The organism is Pseudomonas sp. S3_C06, assembly GCF_054667675.1.
Map to the genome: position 1 here is coordinate 2,782,836 of NZ_CP162747.1, position 15,297 is coordinate 2,798,132.

The 15,297-nt window shown below is 59.8% G+C and carries 16 protein-coding genes, 1 pseudogene and 1 riboswitch; of the genes and pseudogenes, 8 read left to right on the forward strand and 9 right to left on the reverse strand.

Translation table 11 applies throughout. The features are described from left to right. Positions 1 to 58 precede the first annotated feature (58 nt). Entirely contained in the window at positions 59 to 1,741 is a 1,683-nt protein-coding gene (locus AB4N44_RS12165) for a fatty acid--CoA ligase (protein WP_102901156.1), read from the reverse strand. 146 nt (positions 1,742 to 1,887) lie between these two features. Beyond that, positions 1,888 to 3,072: an MFS transporter gene (locus tag AB4N44_RS12170; RefSeq protein WP_460108817.1), complete on the reverse strand. Its 1,185-nt coding sequence runs from the start codon at positions 3,070 to 3,072 to the stop codon at positions 1,888 to 1,890. Positions 3,073 to 3,157: 85 nt separating this feature from the next. Between AB4N44_RS12170 and AB4N44_RS12175 the strand changes: the two genes are divergently transcribed. After that, complete coding sequence (locus AB4N44_RS12175; protein WP_460108816.1) at positions 3,158 to 3,922, forward strand: AraC family transcriptional regulator; 765 nt, start codon at positions 3,158 to 3,160, stop codon at positions 3,920 to 3,922. 126 nt (positions 3,923 to 4,048) lie between these two features. Here the strand turns inward: AB4N44_RS12175 and AB4N44_RS12180 are convergent, their stop codons facing one another. Further along, entirely contained in the window at positions 4,049 to 4,678 is a 630-nt protein-coding gene (locus AB4N44_RS12180) for a LysE family translocator (RefSeq protein WP_007912807.1), read from the reverse strand. 91 nt (positions 4,679 to 4,769) lie between these two features. Here AB4N44_RS12180 and AB4N44_RS12185 point away from each other — a divergent pair, with 91 nt between their 5' ends. From AB4N44_RS12185 to AB4N44_RS12195, 3 genes are all read left to right on the forward strand, one after another. Then, positions 4,770 to 5,735 (forward strand): 2-hydroxyacid dehydrogenase, encoded by a 966-nt coding sequence (locus AB4N44_RS12185; protein ID WP_160041782.1) that lies wholly within the window; start codon positions 4,770 to 4,772, stop codon positions 5,733 to 5,735. Positions 5,736 to 5,767: 32 nt separating this feature from the next. Further along, positions 5,768 to 6,766 (forward strand): class I SAM-dependent methyltransferase, encoded by a 999-nt coding sequence (locus AB4N44_RS12190; protein WP_077574494.1) that lies wholly within the window; start codon positions 5,768 to 5,770, stop codon positions 6,764 to 6,766. 50 nt (positions 6,767 to 6,816) lie between these two features. Beyond that, a riboswitch (yybP-ykoY riboswitch) is annotated at positions 6,817 to 6,941 on the forward strand. A gap of 87 nt (positions 6,942 to 7,028) precedes the next feature. After that, on the forward strand, positions 7,029 to 7,613 hold the full coding sequence (locus AB4N44_RS12195) for a TMEM165/GDT1 family protein (protein WP_007912813.1): 585 nt from the start codon (positions 7,029 to 7,031) through the stop codon (positions 7,611 to 7,613). A 124-nt stretch (positions 7,614 to 7,737) separates the two neighbouring features. Here AB4N44_RS12195 and AB4N44_RS12200 read toward each other — a convergent pair whose 3' ends face one another. Next, a complete protein-coding gene (locus AB4N44_RS12200; RefSeq protein WP_127929730.1) occupies positions 7,738 to 8,556 on the reverse strand; it encodes a M48 family metallopeptidase in 819 nt (272 codons plus the stop codon). A gap of 1,351 nt (positions 8,557 to 9,907) precedes the next feature. On the opposite strand from AB4N44_RS12200, the pseudogene AB4N44_RS12205 reads away from it, so the two are divergent. Both AB4N44_RS12205 and AB4N44_RS12210 read left to right on the forward strand, forming a co-directional pair. After that, positions 9,908 to 10,105, forward strand: a pseudogene (locus AB4N44_RS12205) (HAMP domain-containing protein); the annotation flags it as partial. A gap of 111 nt (positions 10,106 to 10,216) precedes the next feature. Then, a complete protein-coding gene (locus tag AB4N44_RS12210; protein WP_412072186.1) occupies positions 10,217 to 10,960 on the forward strand; it encodes a methyl-accepting chemotaxis protein in 744 nt (247 codons plus the stop codon). Between the two features lie 206 nt (positions 10,961 to 11,166). Here the strand turns inward: AB4N44_RS12210 and AB4N44_RS12215 are convergent, their stop codons facing one another. From AB4N44_RS12215 to AB4N44_RS12225, 3 genes are read right to left on the reverse strand one after another with little or no spacing between them, the layout of a single operon-like run. Further along, a complete protein-coding gene (locus tag AB4N44_RS12215; protein WP_102901149.1) occupies positions 11,167 to 11,790 on the reverse strand; it encodes an SOS response-associated peptidase in 624 nt (207 codons plus the stop codon). A 36-nt stretch (positions 11,791 to 11,826) separates the two neighbouring features. Next, positions 11,827 to 12,087, reverse strand: a complete 261-nt coding sequence (locus AB4N44_RS12220; protein ID WP_007912819.1) for a putative signal transducing protein — start codon at positions 12,085 to 12,087, stop codon at positions 11,827 to 11,829. Between the two features lie 9 nt (positions 12,088 to 12,096). Further along, complete coding sequence (locus AB4N44_RS12225) at positions 12,097 to 12,279, reverse strand: CPXCG motif-containing cysteine-rich protein (protein WP_201147727.1); 183 nt, start codon at positions 12,277 to 12,279, stop codon at positions 12,097 to 12,099. A gap of 142 nt (positions 12,280 to 12,421) precedes the next feature. Here AB4N44_RS12225 and AB4N44_RS12230 point away from each other — a divergent pair, with 142 nt between their 5' ends. Beyond that, positions 12,422 to 13,585, forward strand: coding sequence for a 1-acyl-sn-glycerol-3-phosphate acyltransferase (locus AB4N44_RS12230; protein WP_176470129.1), 1,164 nt, complete (start codon positions 12,422 to 12,424; stop codon positions 13,583 to 13,585). Between the two features lie 97 nt (positions 13,586 to 13,682). Here the strand turns inward: AB4N44_RS12230 and AB4N44_RS12235 are convergent, their stop codons facing one another. Beyond that, positions 13,683 to 13,961, reverse strand: a complete 279-nt coding sequence (locus tag AB4N44_RS12235; protein WP_016985168.1) for a hypothetical protein — start codon at positions 13,959 to 13,961, stop codon at positions 13,683 to 13,685. Between the two features lie 193 nt (positions 13,962 to 14,154). Between AB4N44_RS12235 and AB4N44_RS12240 the strand changes: the two genes are divergently transcribed. Then, a complete protein-coding gene (locus tag AB4N44_RS12240) occupies positions 14,155 to 14,361 on the forward strand; it encodes a hypothetical protein (protein ID WP_008083982.1) in 207 nt (68 codons plus the stop codon). A 267-nt stretch (positions 14,362 to 14,628) separates the two neighbouring features. Here the strand turns inward: AB4N44_RS12240 and AB4N44_RS12245 are convergent, their stop codons facing one another. After that, complete coding sequence (locus AB4N44_RS12245; RefSeq protein WP_008086137.1) at positions 14,629 to 15,213, reverse strand: YajG family lipoprotein; 585 nt, start codon at positions 15,211 to 15,213, stop codon at positions 14,629 to 14,631. Between the last annotated feature and the right edge of the window lie 84 nt (positions 15,214 to 15,297).

Below are 15,297 nucleotides of genomic sequence, written 5' to 3' on the forward strand. Positions count from 1 at the left end.
CAAGCCAAGCGCTTGCTTGGTGGGTCTGGCGCGCCGGTTTCGGCGCGCCAGCAGACACTCAAAGTGTCGAGAGGAAGGTACTGTTGTTGGCCTGCCATTCGGTGATGTCGAGGCGGATGCGCTTCTTGTCGAGCTTGCCGACACTGGTCTTGGGAATTTCGGTAACAAGAGCGATCTGACTCGGAATCGCCCACTTGCTCAGATGGCCCAATTCCACGAACGGCTTGAGGTGTTCCTTGAGCTCGCGCGCCCCGATCACGTGCCCTTCACGGATTACCAGCAAGGCAAACGGACGCTCGCCCCACTGCGGATCGGCGATGCCCACCACTGCTACTTCGCGTACCGCGACGTGACGACTGATCAGGTCTTCGAGGTCCAGCGAGGAGATCCACTCGCCGCCGGTCTTGATCACATCCTTGATGCGGTCGCGGATATCGATCACGCCCATGCTGTCGAGCGTGGCGACATCGCCGGTGTGCAACCAGCCGCCGGCCCAGAGCTCGGCGCCCTTCTGCGGCTCGTTGAAATAACCCTCGGTGAGCCACGGCGCGCGCAGCACCAATTCGCCCTGGGTCTCGCCGTCAGCCGGAAGAAAGTTACCCTCGGCGTCGACAATCGCCGCTTCCACCAGCGGCCCCGGCACGCCGGCCTTGATCCGGTAAGTGGTGCGTTCGTCTTCAGTGCCGGCCATCAATTCATCATTGAGGTGCGCACAGGACACCAACGGCCCGGTTTCCGACATGCCATACGCGGCGGTGAGCTGAATGCCGCGTGCCTTCGCGGTTTCGTAGAGTGTGCGATTGAGCGCGCTGCCGCCAATGACGATTTTCCAGCCACCGAAATCAGTGCCTTGTGCGCCTTTGGCGTTAAGCAGCATTTGCAGGATGGTCGGTACACAGTGAGAGAAGGTGACTTTCTCCTTACGCCACAACTCGACGAGAAACTCCGGATCGTAACGCCCCGGATAAACCTGTTTCAGGCCCAACATGGTCGCCACGTACGGCAGACCCCAGGCGTGAACGTGGAACATCGGCGTGATCGGCATGTACACATCGTTGGTGCCAAGCAAGCGCACGCTGTCGATCGAACCCATGATCGTCGACACGCCCATGGTGTGCAGCACCAGTTGTCGGTGGGTGAAATACACGCCTTTCGGGTTACCGGTGGTGCCGGTGGTGTAGAACGTGGTGGCGACCGAGTTTTCGTCAAAATCCTGAAAGTCGTACTGCGGGCTCGCGGCGGCCAGCAGTTGCTCGTACTCGCCGACCAGATTCGGCAACTCGGCGGTTTTCTCCGGCAGATCGGTCAACAGCAGGGTTTTCTCGACCGTGGTCAGGTGCGGCGCGATCGCTTGATACAGCCCGACGAACTCGCTGTTGACCAGCACAAAGCGGTCCTCGGCGTGGTTCATGGTGTAGAGGATCTGCTCAGGCGAGAGGCGCACGTTGATGGTGTGGATCACCGCGCCGATCATCGGAATGGCAAACATGCACTCCAGATAACGATGGCTGTCCCAGTCCATCACCGCCACCGTGTCACCGGCCTTCACTCCGGCCGCCGTCAGCACGTTGGCCAACCGCGCGACGCGCTCGATCAGGGTCGGGTAGCTATAGCGAATCTGGTCGCGGTAAATGATCTCGCGGGTTTTCTCGTAACGGGCGCCGGACATCAGCAGCCGTTTGATCAGCAATGGATACTGGTAGGCCCCATCGGCCGGGGGAATGACGCGAGTCTGCAACATAAGAATCCCTTTTCTGACTGCACGGTGTTGGCGTAGAGACAGGTACTCTAGAACCCTTATACGCCAGCCAAATCAGCCAAAGGAATGATTTGCAAAGCCGTACAAATGCTAGCTTTGCGCCAGCATTTGCCGGTTTTCGTCTTCGGTCAGGCCGTTTGCCCTACAACCTCCTCGGAAGGTGTCCGTGGGAATACGACTGCCGCAAGGAAGGTCAACGCGCCGAAACCCGCGAGAATCAAGTACAGACCTACAAAGCCATGGCGCGGTTCGACGTAGGAAATCAGCGGTATCGCCGTCGCACTGGCGCCAAACGATAAACAATAACGCAGGGCGAAGATTCGCGATTGCCATTGCGGGGCGACGAAGTTGGCAACCATCGCATCGTTCACTGTTACCTGACCAAACACCACGAACATGAATGCCGCACCCAGCGCGATCACTGCCCAGCCGTCGGCATAGGCCAGCACGAACAGCAGCGGTGCCTGGCACAACGTCAGGACAACAAACGGCCATTTCAGGCTGAAGCGGTGCAACACCCGACCAATGCTCAGCTGCGCCACCGCGCCAAAGGCATAAGCCAGACTGACCACCACGCCGAGGGTTTGCGGCGAAGCGAACAGCTCATGCAAACGCTCCTGGAACAGTTTCGGATAAGTCATGGTGGTGGCGTTGAACACCACCCCGCCGGTAGCTGTGGCCAGCGCCAGCACGCCGAACACCATAACCATCGAAATACGCTGACCGGCGGCGCCTTTAAGCGCCGTGTGCGGGCGTTGCGGGATCGGCTCTTCGCGCACCTGCAAGGCGAAGCCAAGACCCAGCACAATCGCCACTGCGCCCGGTATCAGAAACGCCGAGCGCCAGCCGAACTGCGCCACCAGCAAGCCAGTGATCAGCGCCGAAAATGCCACGCCCAGATTGCCCCACATGCCGTTGATGCCGATTTCGCGGCCACGGTTCTGCGCGTAAGCAACCAGCATTGCCGTGCCGACCGGGTGATAAATCGCCGCGAAAATACCGATCAGGGTCAAGCCGATCACCAGCATGCTCGGGCTGTTGCTCAGGCCGGTAAAAATTGCCGAGACGCCAATGCCGAAGAAAAACACCAGCATCATTTGCCGCCGGCTCCAGTGATCGCCCAGCCACCCTGCCGGTAGCGAACAGGCGCCGAAAGCAATGAAACCGCCCAGTGACAGGCCGATCAGCGCGGCGTAATCAAGACCGAAGGCCTGAGTCATGCCGAGCACGGCGGCGGGAAAGATCAGCATGAACATGTGATCGATCACATGAGCGGCGTTGATGTAGCGAATGACATTTCGGGATTGATTCATGGCGGCACGCATTACGTTGTTGTGTGCCACTTATGCTAGGTTGGTCGTAAAGCGCATTTCTGCCAAGCAAGTCATCGAATCAGACATGTTGATCAGCCATTTCGAACACGGCCCGGTGAGTGCCTATCCCCGGGATTATCTGGACGGCGCCCACCAGCCGCTGCACCTGCATCGCGAGGCGCAATTGCTGTATGCCGTCAGCGGCCTCATGCGCGTGGTCACGGAATCGGGTGCGTGGGTGATTCCGCCAAGCCGCGCGGTGTGGATTCCGCCCGAAGTGGCGCACGAGATTTTCATGAGCGGTGATGTGCAGATGCGCTCGCTGTTCATCGCGCCGGAACTGTCACCCGCCAGCCTGCAACAGTGCTGCGTTTTGGCCGTGACACCGCTGCTGCGCGAGCTGATCCTGCGCGCGGTGCAAGGGCCGCCGCACGCCGACAATCCGCTGATTCAGCAGTTGATGCTGGAAGAACTCGCCAGCCTGGAAAACCTGCCGCTGCACATTCCGATGCCCAGCGACCGGCGCCTGCAAAACATTTGTCTGGCACTGCTGCACACCCCCGATCACGCCAACACCCTGGAAGACTGGGCGCAGCAGGTCGGCGCCAGCTCACGTACGTTGGCGCGGCTGTTTCAGCAACAGTTGCAGATGAGTTTCAACGCCTGGCGCCAGCAACTGCGCCTGATGGAAGCCCTGCCCCGCCTGCTCGCCGGGGACAGCGTGCAGCGTGTGGCGCAGGATCTGGGTTACGGCAGCGCGCGGGCGTTCAGCGCGATGTTTCGCCGCTTGCTCGGGGAAAATCCCCGCGAATACCTCAATAACCTGAGCAAACTCAGCGAACTTCTTTAGGAATTACTCAACCCCAATGTGGGAGCGAGCCTGCTCGCGAAAGCAATCTTCCAGTCACTTGTAATTTCGACTGATCCGACGCCTTCGCGAGCAGGCTCGCTCCCACAGGTTGTTCGCGGTGTTTTCTCAATGCATCTCGGTAAACGCGATTTTCACGCCGAGAGCGATCAGCACCGCGCCCATGGTGCGGTCGAACCAGTGACCCATGCGGGCAAAACCGGCACGCACGCGTTGCTGGCTGAACAGCATCGCCACCAGACAGAACCAAATCGCAGTCGCAACCGCCAGGTAAATACCGTAACCGGCCTGCACGGCCAGTGGCGTGTGCGGGTTGATCACCACGGTGAACAGCGACAAGAAGAACAGCGTGGCTTTCGGATTCAAACCGTTGGTCACGAAGCCCGAGGTGAACGCGCCGCGCGCCGTGCGTACGCCAGCCTCTTTGTGCAGATCATCGGTCACGGTTTTCGCCGGTTGCGCGCGCAGCGCCTTGAAGCCGATGTACAGCAAGTAAGCGGCGGCCGCCCACTTCAACGCGTTGAACAGCACGATCGACTGCGACACGATCAGGCCGATCCCCAGCAGCGAATAACCAACGTGGAGGAAAATCGCCGTGCCCACGCCCAGCGCGGTCCAGGTGCCAGCGCGGCGCCCGTGGGTCACGCTCTCGCGCACCACCACGGCAAAGTCCGGGCCGGGGCTGGCGACGGCCAGCAAGTGGATCAGTGCAACGGTCAAGAACTCGGTCCAGTACATGGGGGCTCCTTTCGGCCAAGCGTATCAATTTGTTTCATCTGGTAGGCTCGGCAGATTACGCCCAACGCTCACAGCACAAAAGGTACAGTTGATGACGAACACGCGCCGTGCGGTATTCCTTGATCACCCTTCGCTGGATCTCGGCGATCTGGACCTCAGTCCGTTGCGCGACTGCTTCAGCGATCTGCAGTTGTTCGCCCAGACCTTGCCCGAGCAAGTCGCCGAGCGTTTGCAAGGCGCCACCGTGGCGATCAGTAACAAGATCCTGATCGACGCCGCCGCGATGGCTGCCAACCCCGATCTGAAACTGATCCTGATCACCGCCACCGGCACCAACAACGTCGACCTCGCCGCCGCCCGCGCGCAGGGCATTACCGTGTGCAACTGTCAGGGTTACGGCACGCCATCGGTGGCGCAACACACCATCATGCTGCTGCTCAACCTCGCCACGCGTCTGGCCGATTATCAGAAAGCCGTCGGTGAAGGTCGCTGGCAGCAGGCCAAACAGTTCTGCCTGCTCGACTATCCGATTGTCGAACTGGAAGGTAAAACCCTTGGCCTGCTTGGGCATGGCGAACTCGGTGGCGCTGTTGCTCGATTAGCCGAAGCGTTCGGCATGCGCGTGTTGCTCGGGCAGATTCCGGGTCGCCCTGCTCGCCCGGATCGTTTGCCGCTGGATGAACTGCTGCCGCAAATCGACGCGCTCACCTTGCACTGTCCGCTCAACGAACACACCCGCCACTTCATCGGTGCCCGCGAACTGGCCGCAATGAAACCCGGTGCGTTCGTGGTCAACACCGCCCGTGGCGGTCTGATCGATGAGCAGGCGCTGGCCGATGCGTTGCGCAACGGCCACCTCGGTGGCGCCGCGACAGATGTGTTGAGCGTCGAGCCGCCGACCCAGGGCAATCCCTTGCTCGCGGCAGATATTCCGCGCCTCATCGTTACGCCGCACAACGCTTGGGGCAGTCGCGAGGCACGCCAGCGCATCGTCGGCCAATTGACCGAAAACGCTCAGGCGTTCTTCAGCGGTAAGGCGCTGCGGGTCGTCAGTTGATAAACTGCGGCACTTTTTTTTGAGGAGCAGTTATGGATCCGCGCAGTGAAGTACTGCTTCGTCAGCCCGAGTTGTTTCAAGGTTCGTTGTTGTTGGCCGGTTTGCCCGCCGACGATTTGCTCGGGCGCCTGCCCAATGCATTCGGCTGGTGCTGGCATGCCGGCGATCAAGCTGCGCTGGACGCACGCTTCGAGGGTCGCAGCCATTTCGGTGTGAACATTCCCGAGCGCGAGTTCGACAGCGCCGTGGTGTTTCTGCCCAAGTCCAAGGACCTGACCGATTACATCCTCAACGCCGTGGCCTCACGTCTGGCCGGGCGTGAAGTGTTTCTGGTCGGGGAAAAACGCAGCGGCATCGAGGGCGCGTCCAAGCAGCTCAACCCGTTCGGCAAGCCGCGCAAGCTCGACAGCGCGCGGCATTGCCAGCTCTGGCAAGTTACCGTGGCCAACGCCCCTGAAGCCAAGTCGCTGGAAAGCCTGGCGCAGACCTATGAGTTGCCTTTGGCCGAAGGTCCGCTGAAAGTCATCAGCCTGCCGGGCGTATTCAGCCACGGTCGCCTGGATCGCGGCAGCGCCCTGTTGCTGGAGCATCTGGACAAATTGCCGAGCGGTCATCTGCTCGACTTCGGTTGCGGCGCAGGTGTGTTGGGCGCTGCGGTCAAACGTCGCTACCCGCACAATCAGGTCACGTTGCTGGATGTGGATGCGTTTGCCGCTGCCAGCAGCCGTCTGACGCTGGCGGCCAACGGTCTGGAAGCTGAAGTACTGACCGGGGATGGTATCGACGCTGCACCGATGGGTTTGAATGCAATTCTGAGCAATCCACCGTTCCACGTCGGCGTGCACACTGATTATTTCGCCACGGAGAACTTGCTGCGAAAAGCAGCCAAACATCTGAAAAACGGCGGCGAACTGCGCTTGGTCGCGAACAGCTTCCTCAAGTATCAACCGCTGATCGAGGAGCATCTTGGCGTGTGTGCGATCAAGGCCGAAGGCAATGGTTTCCGCATTTACCGGGCCAAGCGCGGCTGAAACTTGTTTTAAAAAAGAGGCTTGCTCAATCGGATTTGCCTAGGCAGAATCCGCTCCGTCCTAGGGGAGTAGTCTCCCACGAGCGCCAAGCTCGTCCGGCATACGTCAACATACTTGATCCTCAGATCATGGCGTATGCGACCCAAGCGTCCGCAACAGACGGATCGCAGGGTTTGACAAGACCTATGACACGCACACCTTACCCGGGGCGGGAAGGCTGTACGTGTCATAGCCGTGTCGACCCGCCCCTTAGGAAATCCTGATGCTGGACTCGTTACTCGTTCCCACCGCAATCGTTGCCTTGGCCGAAATCGGCGACAAGACGCAACTGCTCGCGCTGATTCTCGCCGCTCGCTTCCGCAAACCCTGGCCGATCATTGCCGGTATTGTCGCCGCGACCCTGGCCAACCACGCAGCAGCCGGTGCGGTAGGCGCCTGGTTCGGTAGTTTCTTCTCGAATGCGACGCTGCACTGGATCCTCGCCGCGAGCTTCACGGCCACGGCGCTGTGGACGCTGGTGCCGGACAAAATGGACGACGATGAAACCAGCACCGCGCGCAAGTTCGGGCCTTTCCTGACCACACTGATTGCATTCTTCCTGGCGGAAATGGGCGACAAGACTCAGGTCGCCACGGTGATGCTCGCGGCGCAATACCCGGATCTGTGGCTGGTGATTATCGGTACGACAGCGGGCATGTTGATTGCCAACGTGCCAGTGGTATTGGCCGGTAACTTTGCCGCCGACAAATTGCCACTGACCCTGATCCGTCGCCTCGCAGCTTCGGCGTTCATGATTCTGGCAATTGTTGCGGTGTACAAAGCGATGCAGAGCAGTGGCTGGGTTTAACCCTGAGAGAAGGATCGTTCCCACGCTCTGCGTGGGAATGCAGCCGGGGACGCTCTGCGTCCCTTTTGGAACGCGGAGCGTCCTTAGAGGCATTCCCACGCAGAGCGTGGGAACGATCACCGACTCAGGATTTCGGGGCCTGTTCGTACAGCGGCATGACTTTCGGGATCGCCGCCTGCAACGAGGCAATCCGGCTGGTCGAGGCCGGGTGAGTGCTCATGAACTCCGGCGGCGAACCTTCCGACGCTTTGCTCATCTTGTTCCACAAAGTGATCGCGGCGTTCGGGTTGTAACCGGCGCGTGCGGCCAGTTCCAGACCGATCAGGTCGGCTTCGTTTTCGTTGGCACGGCTGTTCGGCAACGTCATGCCGTAGTTGGCCACCGTATCGGCCAGCGCCAGACTGTCCTGACCCAGACCAAGCAATGCACCTGCGCCCTGCTTGGCCATTTCAATCCCGTAGGCTTTGGACATTGCTTCACGACCATGCTCGCGCAGGGCGTGGGCGATTTCATGGCCCATGACCGCGGCGATTTCATCGTCGGTGAGCTTCAGGCTGTCAATCAGCCCGGTGTAGAAAATGATCTTGCCGCCAGGCCCGCAGTTGGCGTTGAGCTCGTCGCTCTTGATCAGATTGACTTCCCACTGCCACTGCGCCGAATCCGGACGGAAGTTCGGCGCCTGGGCGATCAAGCGATTGGCAATTGCCTGAACCCGCTTGGCCTCAGGACTGGTCTTGTCCAGCACACCTTTGCTGGAGGCTTCACCGACAGTCTTCTGATACGACTGGGCATACATCTGGTCGACCTCTTGCGAGGACAGCATGCTGAACATGTACTGCTTGCGCTCCACACCCACGGCACCGCCGCTGGTGGTGTTGACCGACTGACAACCGGCCAGCAACAGCGCTGCGCCCAGTGCACTTACAACCATTGTCTTGTTCATTCAAAAGCTCCCTGAAAACCTGTCGCGTATCCTAGGCGGGTAATTGTATCGACGCCAGATACAACGGACGTGCTGCAGCGACTTTCAGACGTTTCCCACCATGGCTGTCGTAAAAAATTCACAGCAACGGCAGAGCCTCTGCCACTGCGTCGCGCACTGATCCATTTGCGACATCGGCGTTCAATTGCCACTGCCCGCGCTCATGGCCCAATGCCGCCTGCCGATATATCACCGCAGACGTCCTCTTGCGTGCGGAGCTCCCATGAAGTTCAAGTCGATCCAGTTTTCCGTCGCCGCCCTGGCCGGCGCCATCGTGCTCAGTGTGGTCGCCGCGCTGGTGCTGTATGCGCTGTTCTCCGGTGCGCGCACGCAAGAGATGGTGCAACAACGCACCCAGGCGCAGTTCGAGCAAGTCATCGAACAGCGCCTGACCTCGCTGGCGCAAACCCAGGTCAGCCAGATCCAGCGCGAACTCGAAGCGCCGCTGCTGATTGCCGGCGGGCTGGTGCGGGTCAACGCCCTGCTCGGTACGCCGGGCGCCGATGGTCAGCCGCGCCTCACTGTCAGTCGCGAGCAACTGATCAGCCTGATCAAAGAGAACGTCGAAAAGAACCCGAAAATTCTCGGCACTTACATCGGCTGGGAAAAAAATGCTCTTGACCACAATGACGCGGCCTATGTCGGCACCAGCGTGGCTGGCATCGACGCGGCCAACGGGCGTTTTCTGCCGTGGTGGTTCCGCAACGATGACGGCACCCTCGGCCTGGACAAACTGGTCGACGTTGACGACCAGAAAACCCTGTCCACCGGTGTGCGCGCCAGCGAGTACTACCTGTGCTCGAAGGAGAGCAAAAAATCCTGTGTGATCGATCCGGCGCCGTACAAGGTCGGCGACAAGATCGTCATGCTCGCCTCCTTTATTGAACCGATCATGCTCAACGGCGCCTTCCAGGGCATCGTCGGCGCTGACCTGTCGGTGAACTTCATTCAGGAAATGCTCCTCGCCGCCAACCAGAAGCTCTACAGCGGCGCCGGGCAAATGGCCCTGATCGGCGGCAATGGCCGGATCGTCGCCTACACCAAAGACCCGAGCAAATTCGGCGAAAAAGTCAGCGATATCCTCGATGCCGAGCAGACCGCCAACCTGGCCAATCTCAAGCGCGATGAAGTGACTTACTCGGTCAACAAGGACAAGGGGCGCATCGAGTTGTACCTGCCGTTCGGCATCGGCCAGACCGACGCGCGCTGGACATTGATGCTGCAATTGCCTCTGAACGCGGTGATGGCTGATCTGCAGAAGCTACAGGCCGATCTGGATGCTCAGCGTAAATCCGACACCTTCGGCATGGCCATGGTCGGTCTGCTCATCGCTGGCATTGGCTTGCTAGTGATCTGGCTGGTCGGTCACGGCATTGCCCGACCACTGAAGCAGATGGTCGCGATGCTCAATGACATTGCTCAGGGTGAAGGTGATCTGACCCGACGCTTGAGCAGCGATCGCAGCGATGAACTGGGCTTGATCGCCAAGGGCTTCAACACCTTCCTCGCCAAGTTGCAGGCGATGATCACTCAGGTGGTGACGTCCGTGCAGAGCGTCAGCGATTCCTCGGAACACACCGCTGACATTGCCATTCGCACCAACATCGGCATCCAGAAACAAATGGCCGAGATCGATCAGGTGGCCACCGCCGTGCAGGAAATGACCGCCACTGCGCAGGACGTGGCGCGCAACGCAACGCAGGCTGCGCAAGCCGCCAGTCACGCCGATCAAGCGGCCAGTCAGGGCATGCAGATCGTCCGCGACACCTCGAATTCGATTGGCGTGCTGGCAGTGGAAATTGGCAAAGCCGTAGACGTGGTGCAGACGCTGGCCAAGGACAGCGAAAACATCAACGCGATTCTCACGGCGATTCGCGGGATTGCCGAGCAGACCAATCTGCTGGCCCTGAACGCGGCGATTGAAGCGGCGCGTGCCGGTGAGCAAGGTCGCGGTTTTGCCGTGGTCGCCGACGAGGTGCGCAATCTGGCGCAGAAAACCCAGAAAGCCACCGAAGAAATCCAGAGCATGATCCAGCAACTGCAACAGGGCACACGCGACGTGGTGCGGGTCATGGAAGACAGCCAGAACCGCACTGATGAAAGCGTGCAGCACGCGGCGAAAGCGGCTCAAGCGCTGGAAACGATTACTCAGGCAGTTTCGGTGATCAACGACATGAACACGCAGATTGCCAGTGCGGCGGAAGAGCAGAGTGCGGTGGCCGATGACATCAACCGCAATGTGATCAACATCGGGCAAGTGGCGAATGAAGTGGCGGGTGGCGCGGATGAGTCGAGTTCGGCGAGTGCCGACTTGACCAAACTGGCGGAGCAGCAGCGGCGGTTGATCAATCAGTTCAAGGTCTGAAAAGCGAAAAGCCCCTCACCCTAACCCTCTCCCAGAGGGAGAGGGGACTGACCGAGTTGTCTCCCGTCATACATCGACCTGAAATAACCAGTCGATTATGGATTCCAAGCTGAGCGTTCAAGTCGGTGTATTTCGTCAATATCCCCCAATCAGTCCCCTCTCCCTCCGGGAGAGGGCTAGGGTGAGGGGCTTTTGATCTAAAGGCTTTAACCCGGAGTCAAACACTCCGGCCCGTTGAGCTTGGGATCATTGATCAGATTCGCCAACACCCGCTCACGCAGCGCCGCCGGTTCACTGGCCAGCAACCCTTGCAACACATGCAACGGCGTCTCGGGATCCAGCCACGCCGCCTGCCCTGCTTCATCAAGGATCAACGGCCGGCGCTGACTCGACGCCGGCTGAGTAATCACCGCCGTACTCAACCACACCTGTTCCTGCACCGGATAAGCCTCCCAGATCGCCGCAAAAAACAGTGATGAGCCCTCCCCCGGCGTCAGCCAGAACGGGCGCTTGCGCTGGGTCCCGCGCCATTCATAGAAACCATTCGCCGGCAGCAGGCAGCGACGCTGGCGCAGCGCCTCACGAAACATCGGCTGCTCGGCCACGGTTTCCGCCCGGGCATGCGCCGGGGTTTTCGACAGATCGGTCAGCCACGGCGGTGTCAGCCCCCAACGGGCGCGCGCCAGGGTGCGCTGGCCGTCTTCAGCGGCGCGCAGCATCAACACCGAATCATTGGGGGAAATGTTCCACTGCGCCTGCTGATCGGCGGGAAAACCTGGCAGGGCCGCGAAATCGCGGTTCCAGCGAAACAGGGCATAACGTCCACACATGGGGCAACACGACTCTGAAGTAAAACGAAGCTCAGCCTAACAGACCAGCGTCCCGGGGAAGCTCTCCGGTTCATCGCCGGGCAGCGGCAGCGCGGCATTGTACGCGGTGATCAGCTCGCGAGCGTATTCGGCCTGATCGTTATCGACGGACAAGCCCAACAGACCGAAGATCGGCAGCTCGCCCGTTCCACCGAGCAAATCGCGGCCAATCAAGTGCGCCTCGATGCCTTCGCTGGCGAGCATGCCCTTGAGCATTTCACCTTCCATCAGGTTTTCCGGCTCGTAGATTCGCTGCATGGGCGCGCCTCACTCGTTTTCGCTGAAGACTTCCAGAAACCAGTCCTCTCCATGGACCTGCAACACGAACGTTATTGGTCGGCAACACACCTGACAGTCCTCGATGTAGGTCTGATCGCCACCGGACAAGTCCACCGTCGTCTCAACAGGCTCCCCACAATAAGGACATTCGTATTCAGCGGCTTCCAGCATCGCGGTCTCCCAAGTGACTTGTGCGTATAATCGCCGGTCTATTTGCAGGGCTATTTTTGTCTGGCTACTTTTTCAGACCGTGCCCCGTGGGTTTTCGATCAAAACCTTTACTTACCCTAGCCGTTTCCAACAAGAGAGCATGATGGGCGAATTCGATGCCATCCGACCTTACGACGACAGCGAAGTACCTGTGGTACTGGCAAGACTGCTCGGCGACAAGGCGTTTCTAGATATCCTCACCCACTTCCGCTTCCCGCGTTTTGCCGGTGCCTTCGGCTGGATGCTCAAACCACTTATAGCCCATCGGCTGCGTCGTGAGTTCGCCGACGTGACGTCGGTGGCGACGTTGCAGGACAAGGTCGAGTCCTACGTCGACCACACCATCGAGCGCGCCACCGACGGCGTGACCTACACCGGTGTCGAGCAATTCAAGTCCGGCAGCGCTTATCTGTTCATCGCCAACCACCGCGACATCGTGATGGACCCGGCCTTCGTCAACTACGCCGTGTACCACGCTGGCCTGCCGACGCCGCGCATCGCGATTGGCGACAACCTGCTGCAAAAACCGTTTGTCAGCGACCTGATGCGTTTGAACAAGAGCTTCATCGTCCACCGTTCGATCACCGGCCGCCGCGAGAAAATGGCTGCGTATCAACTGTTGTCGGCGTACATCAACCACTCGATCCGCAACGATTGCGCGTCGATCTGGATCGCTCAGGCCGAAGGTCGGGCGAAGGACGGAGACGACCGCACCGAGTCGGCGATCCTCAAGATGTTCCACATGAGCCGCAAGGACGAGCCGTTCGGCGAAGTGATCCGCTCGCTGAATGTCACCCCGGTGTCGATCAGCTACGAATACGATCCGTGCGACCAGGCCAAGGCCCGCGAGCTGTACATCCGCGCGACCACCGGCACTTACGCGAAAGCGCCGGGCGAGGATGACGTAAGCATTGCCAAGGGCATCACTGGCTACAAGGGCCGCGTGCATGTGAACTTTGCTGCGCCGATCACTGAGCTGTTCGAAGACACCAAGCAATTGGCGGTCGAAATGGACAAGCAGATTCTCGGCGGTTACCGGTTGTTCCCGGTGCATTACCTGGCGTATGCGCAGTGGGCCGATGCTGATCCGCAGTTGAATGTGCCGAAAGCTGCCGAGGTATTCCCGGCGGATGAACTGGCCAAGGCGCAGGAAGAATGGCAGAGCCGGCTGGATGCATGCCCTGCAGAGCACCGTCCGTATCTGGTGCTGCAATACGCGACGCCGGTACGTAATCAGTATCGGGTCAAGGCTGGGTTGCCGCTGTAAAACAACGGCAAGATCAAAAGATCGCAGCCTGCGGCAGCTCCTACACGGGAATGATGTACACCCTGTAGGAGCTGCCGCAGGCTGCGATCTTTTGCTTTTAGAAGCGCGTGCTGATCCAGGAAACGATCAGGGCCAGGCCCAGGCAAGCAAAACCAAAACGATAGAAAAACCGGTTCATGCGCAAGGTCGCCCAATCCAGTATCGGCTCGGCATTCGGCTGTGCCTGACGCTGGGCGGCAATGCTGGCCATCGCGCGCTGTTCACGGCGACGAGTGGCGTGCAGCAGCCAACTGCCCGGAAACGCCAACAGCAGTGCCAGCAAGTTGATCAACTTGGCGGGATGGGCGGTAAACAGCGTCATCAAGTGCAGCGACATCACAGACCTCTATCTGAACCGGTATGGCAGACGCCAGACCGACGACCGCGGCGCGGATTCTACCGAAACCTTGCTCCCCTGCCCCAGCCTTTGCGACAAATTACCTGACAATCGACCGATGGCTGTCCTGTGTCACGGCATCGTCATGTGGATAGGCCACCCTGCGCGCCTCGAAACACACATGGAACGCGACATGCTTCACGCTGAAAACCAGGATCGTCTTTATCTCATTACCCCTTACGACGAGCAGCAAAGCCTCGTCGGCAGCCTTGCCTTCAATGTTCAGGATCGCCATTGGCTGGTGTATTGCGCACTGGGCGGGCATCAGCATGCGGATTTGCCGGAGACGGATTTGCTGACGGGTGTCAGCGTTCTCGACTTTTACTCGCAGGCTGCCTGAAAGCAAAAGCCCCTCACCCTAGCCCTCTCCCGGAGGGAGAGGGGACTGACCGAGGTGTTTATTCGAGGTACATCGACCTGAAATATCGAGCCGAACTCAGATTCTGAAAAGCCCCCGATCGACTCCCTTTCCCCCTCGCCCCCCTTGGGGGAGAGGGCTGGGGTGAGGGGGATCGATTGTTCATCCAACACAAAATTTCAATCCTGACACCCACAAAAAAGCCCGAAACCATCACTGGCCCCGGGCTTTTTCACATCTGCCGAAAACTTACTCGGCCAGAACCTGACCCACAGTCGGATCCTTGAACAGACGCGTCAGCGCATCGCTCAACACGTCGCTGACCAGTTTGGTGTTGGTTTCTTGGTTCGGCGCCATGCCGAAACGCTGGTCCAGCGAAGCGCCGTAACGGCCGCTGTAACGGCGGTTGGCGTTCTGCACGTCGGAGCGGAAGGTCGCGCCGATGGTCGCCTCAGTCACGTACATGCCTTCTTTCGGCGACTGATACTTCAGCTCGGCCAGGGTCACGGTCAACTGCGGAGCATTCGGCGCGTTATTGGTCGGGGTGAAACCGAGCAGACGCACGGCGGCTTCAGCCTGAGCCTGCAGCTTGGGCAGGATCTGCTCGCGCTGCACGGTGATGGCGCTGGTTTCCGGGTACAGACCGCCACGCGTGCCCAAAGTTGGCGACGGACGACCGTCTACTACACGCACGACAACAGGCTGGCCACGACCGACCGCTGGCAGCTGGGTGGTCAGCTTCGGCTCCGGGTTCAGTTGTTGCGGGCTGTGGGCGCAGCCGGCCAAGGTCAAACCGGCCACAGTGATCAAACCGAACAACAGGCGTTGCAACATGCTCTTCTCTCCAGAATCAGGCACAAACAGGCCGGCAGTATAGCGGTGGGCCACTGCGGGTAACCAGCGCCCGACAGTGAATAC

What these genes read in the sequence shown, in the direction of transcription:
- AB4N44_RS12165 (WP_102901156.1), bottom strand. Translation starts at nt 1,741, where the DNA reads ATGTTGCAGACTCGCGTCATTCCCCCGGCCGATGGGGCCTACCAGTAT.
- AB4N44_RS12170 (WP_460108817.1), bottom strand. Translation starts at nt 3,072, where the DNA reads ATGAATCAATCCCGAAATGTCATTCGCTACATCAACGCCGCTCATGTG.
- AB4N44_RS12175 (WP_460108816.1), top strand. Translation starts at nt 3,158, where the DNA reads ATGTTGATCAGCCATTTCGAACACGGCCCGGTGAGTGCCTATCCCCGG.
- AB4N44_RS12180 (WP_007912807.1), bottom strand. Translation starts at nt 4,678, where the DNA reads ATGTACTGGACCGAGTTCTTGACCGTTGCACTGATCCACTTGCTGGCC.
- AB4N44_RS12185 (WP_160041782.1), top strand. Translation starts at nt 4,770, where the DNA reads ATGACGAACACGCGCCGTGCGGTATTCCTTGATCACCCTTCGCTGGAT.
- AB4N44_RS12190 (WP_077574494.1), top strand. Translation starts at nt 5,768, where the DNA reads ATGGATCCGCGCAGTGAAGTACTGCTTCGTCAGCCCGAGTTGTTTCAA.
- AB4N44_RS12195 (WP_007912813.1), top strand. Translation starts at nt 7,029, where the DNA reads ATGCTGGACTCGTTACTCGTTCCCACCGCAATCGTTGCCTTGGCCGAA.
- AB4N44_RS12200 (WP_127929730.1), bottom strand. Translation starts at nt 8,556, where the DNA reads ATGAACAAGACAATGGTTGTAAGTGCACTGGGCGCAGCGCTGTTGCTG.
- AB4N44_RS12210 (WP_412072186.1), top strand. Translation starts at nt 10,217, where the DNA reads ATGGCCGAGATCGATCAGGTGGCCACCGCCGTGCAGGAAATGACCGCC.
- AB4N44_RS12215 (WP_102901149.1), bottom strand. Translation starts at nt 11,790, where the DNA reads ATGTGTGGACGTTATGCCCTGTTTCGCTGGAACCGCGATTTCGCGGCC.
- AB4N44_RS12220 (WP_007912819.1), bottom strand. Translation starts at nt 12,087, where the DNA reads ATGCAGCGAATCTACGAGCCGGAAAACCTGATGGAAGGTGAAATGCTC.
- AB4N44_RS12225 (WP_201147727.1), bottom strand. Translation starts at nt 12,279, where the DNA reads ATGCTGGAAGCCGCTGAATACGAATGTCCTTATTGTGGGGAGCCTGTT.
- AB4N44_RS12230 (WP_176470129.1), top strand. Translation starts at nt 12,422, where the DNA reads ATGGGCGAATTCGATGCCATCCGACCTTACGACGACAGCGAAGTACCT.
- AB4N44_RS12235 (WP_016985168.1), bottom strand. Translation starts at nt 13,961, where the DNA reads ATGTCGCTGCACTTGATGACGCTGTTTACCGCCCATCCCGCCAAGTTG.
- AB4N44_RS12240 (WP_008083982.1), top strand. Translation starts at nt 14,155, where the DNA reads ATGCTTCACGCTGAAAACCAGGATCGTCTTTATCTCATTACCCCTTAC.
- AB4N44_RS12245 (WP_008086137.1), bottom strand. Translation starts at nt 15,213, where the DNA reads ATGTTGCAACGCCTGTTGTTCGGTTTGATCACTGTGGCCGGTTTGACC.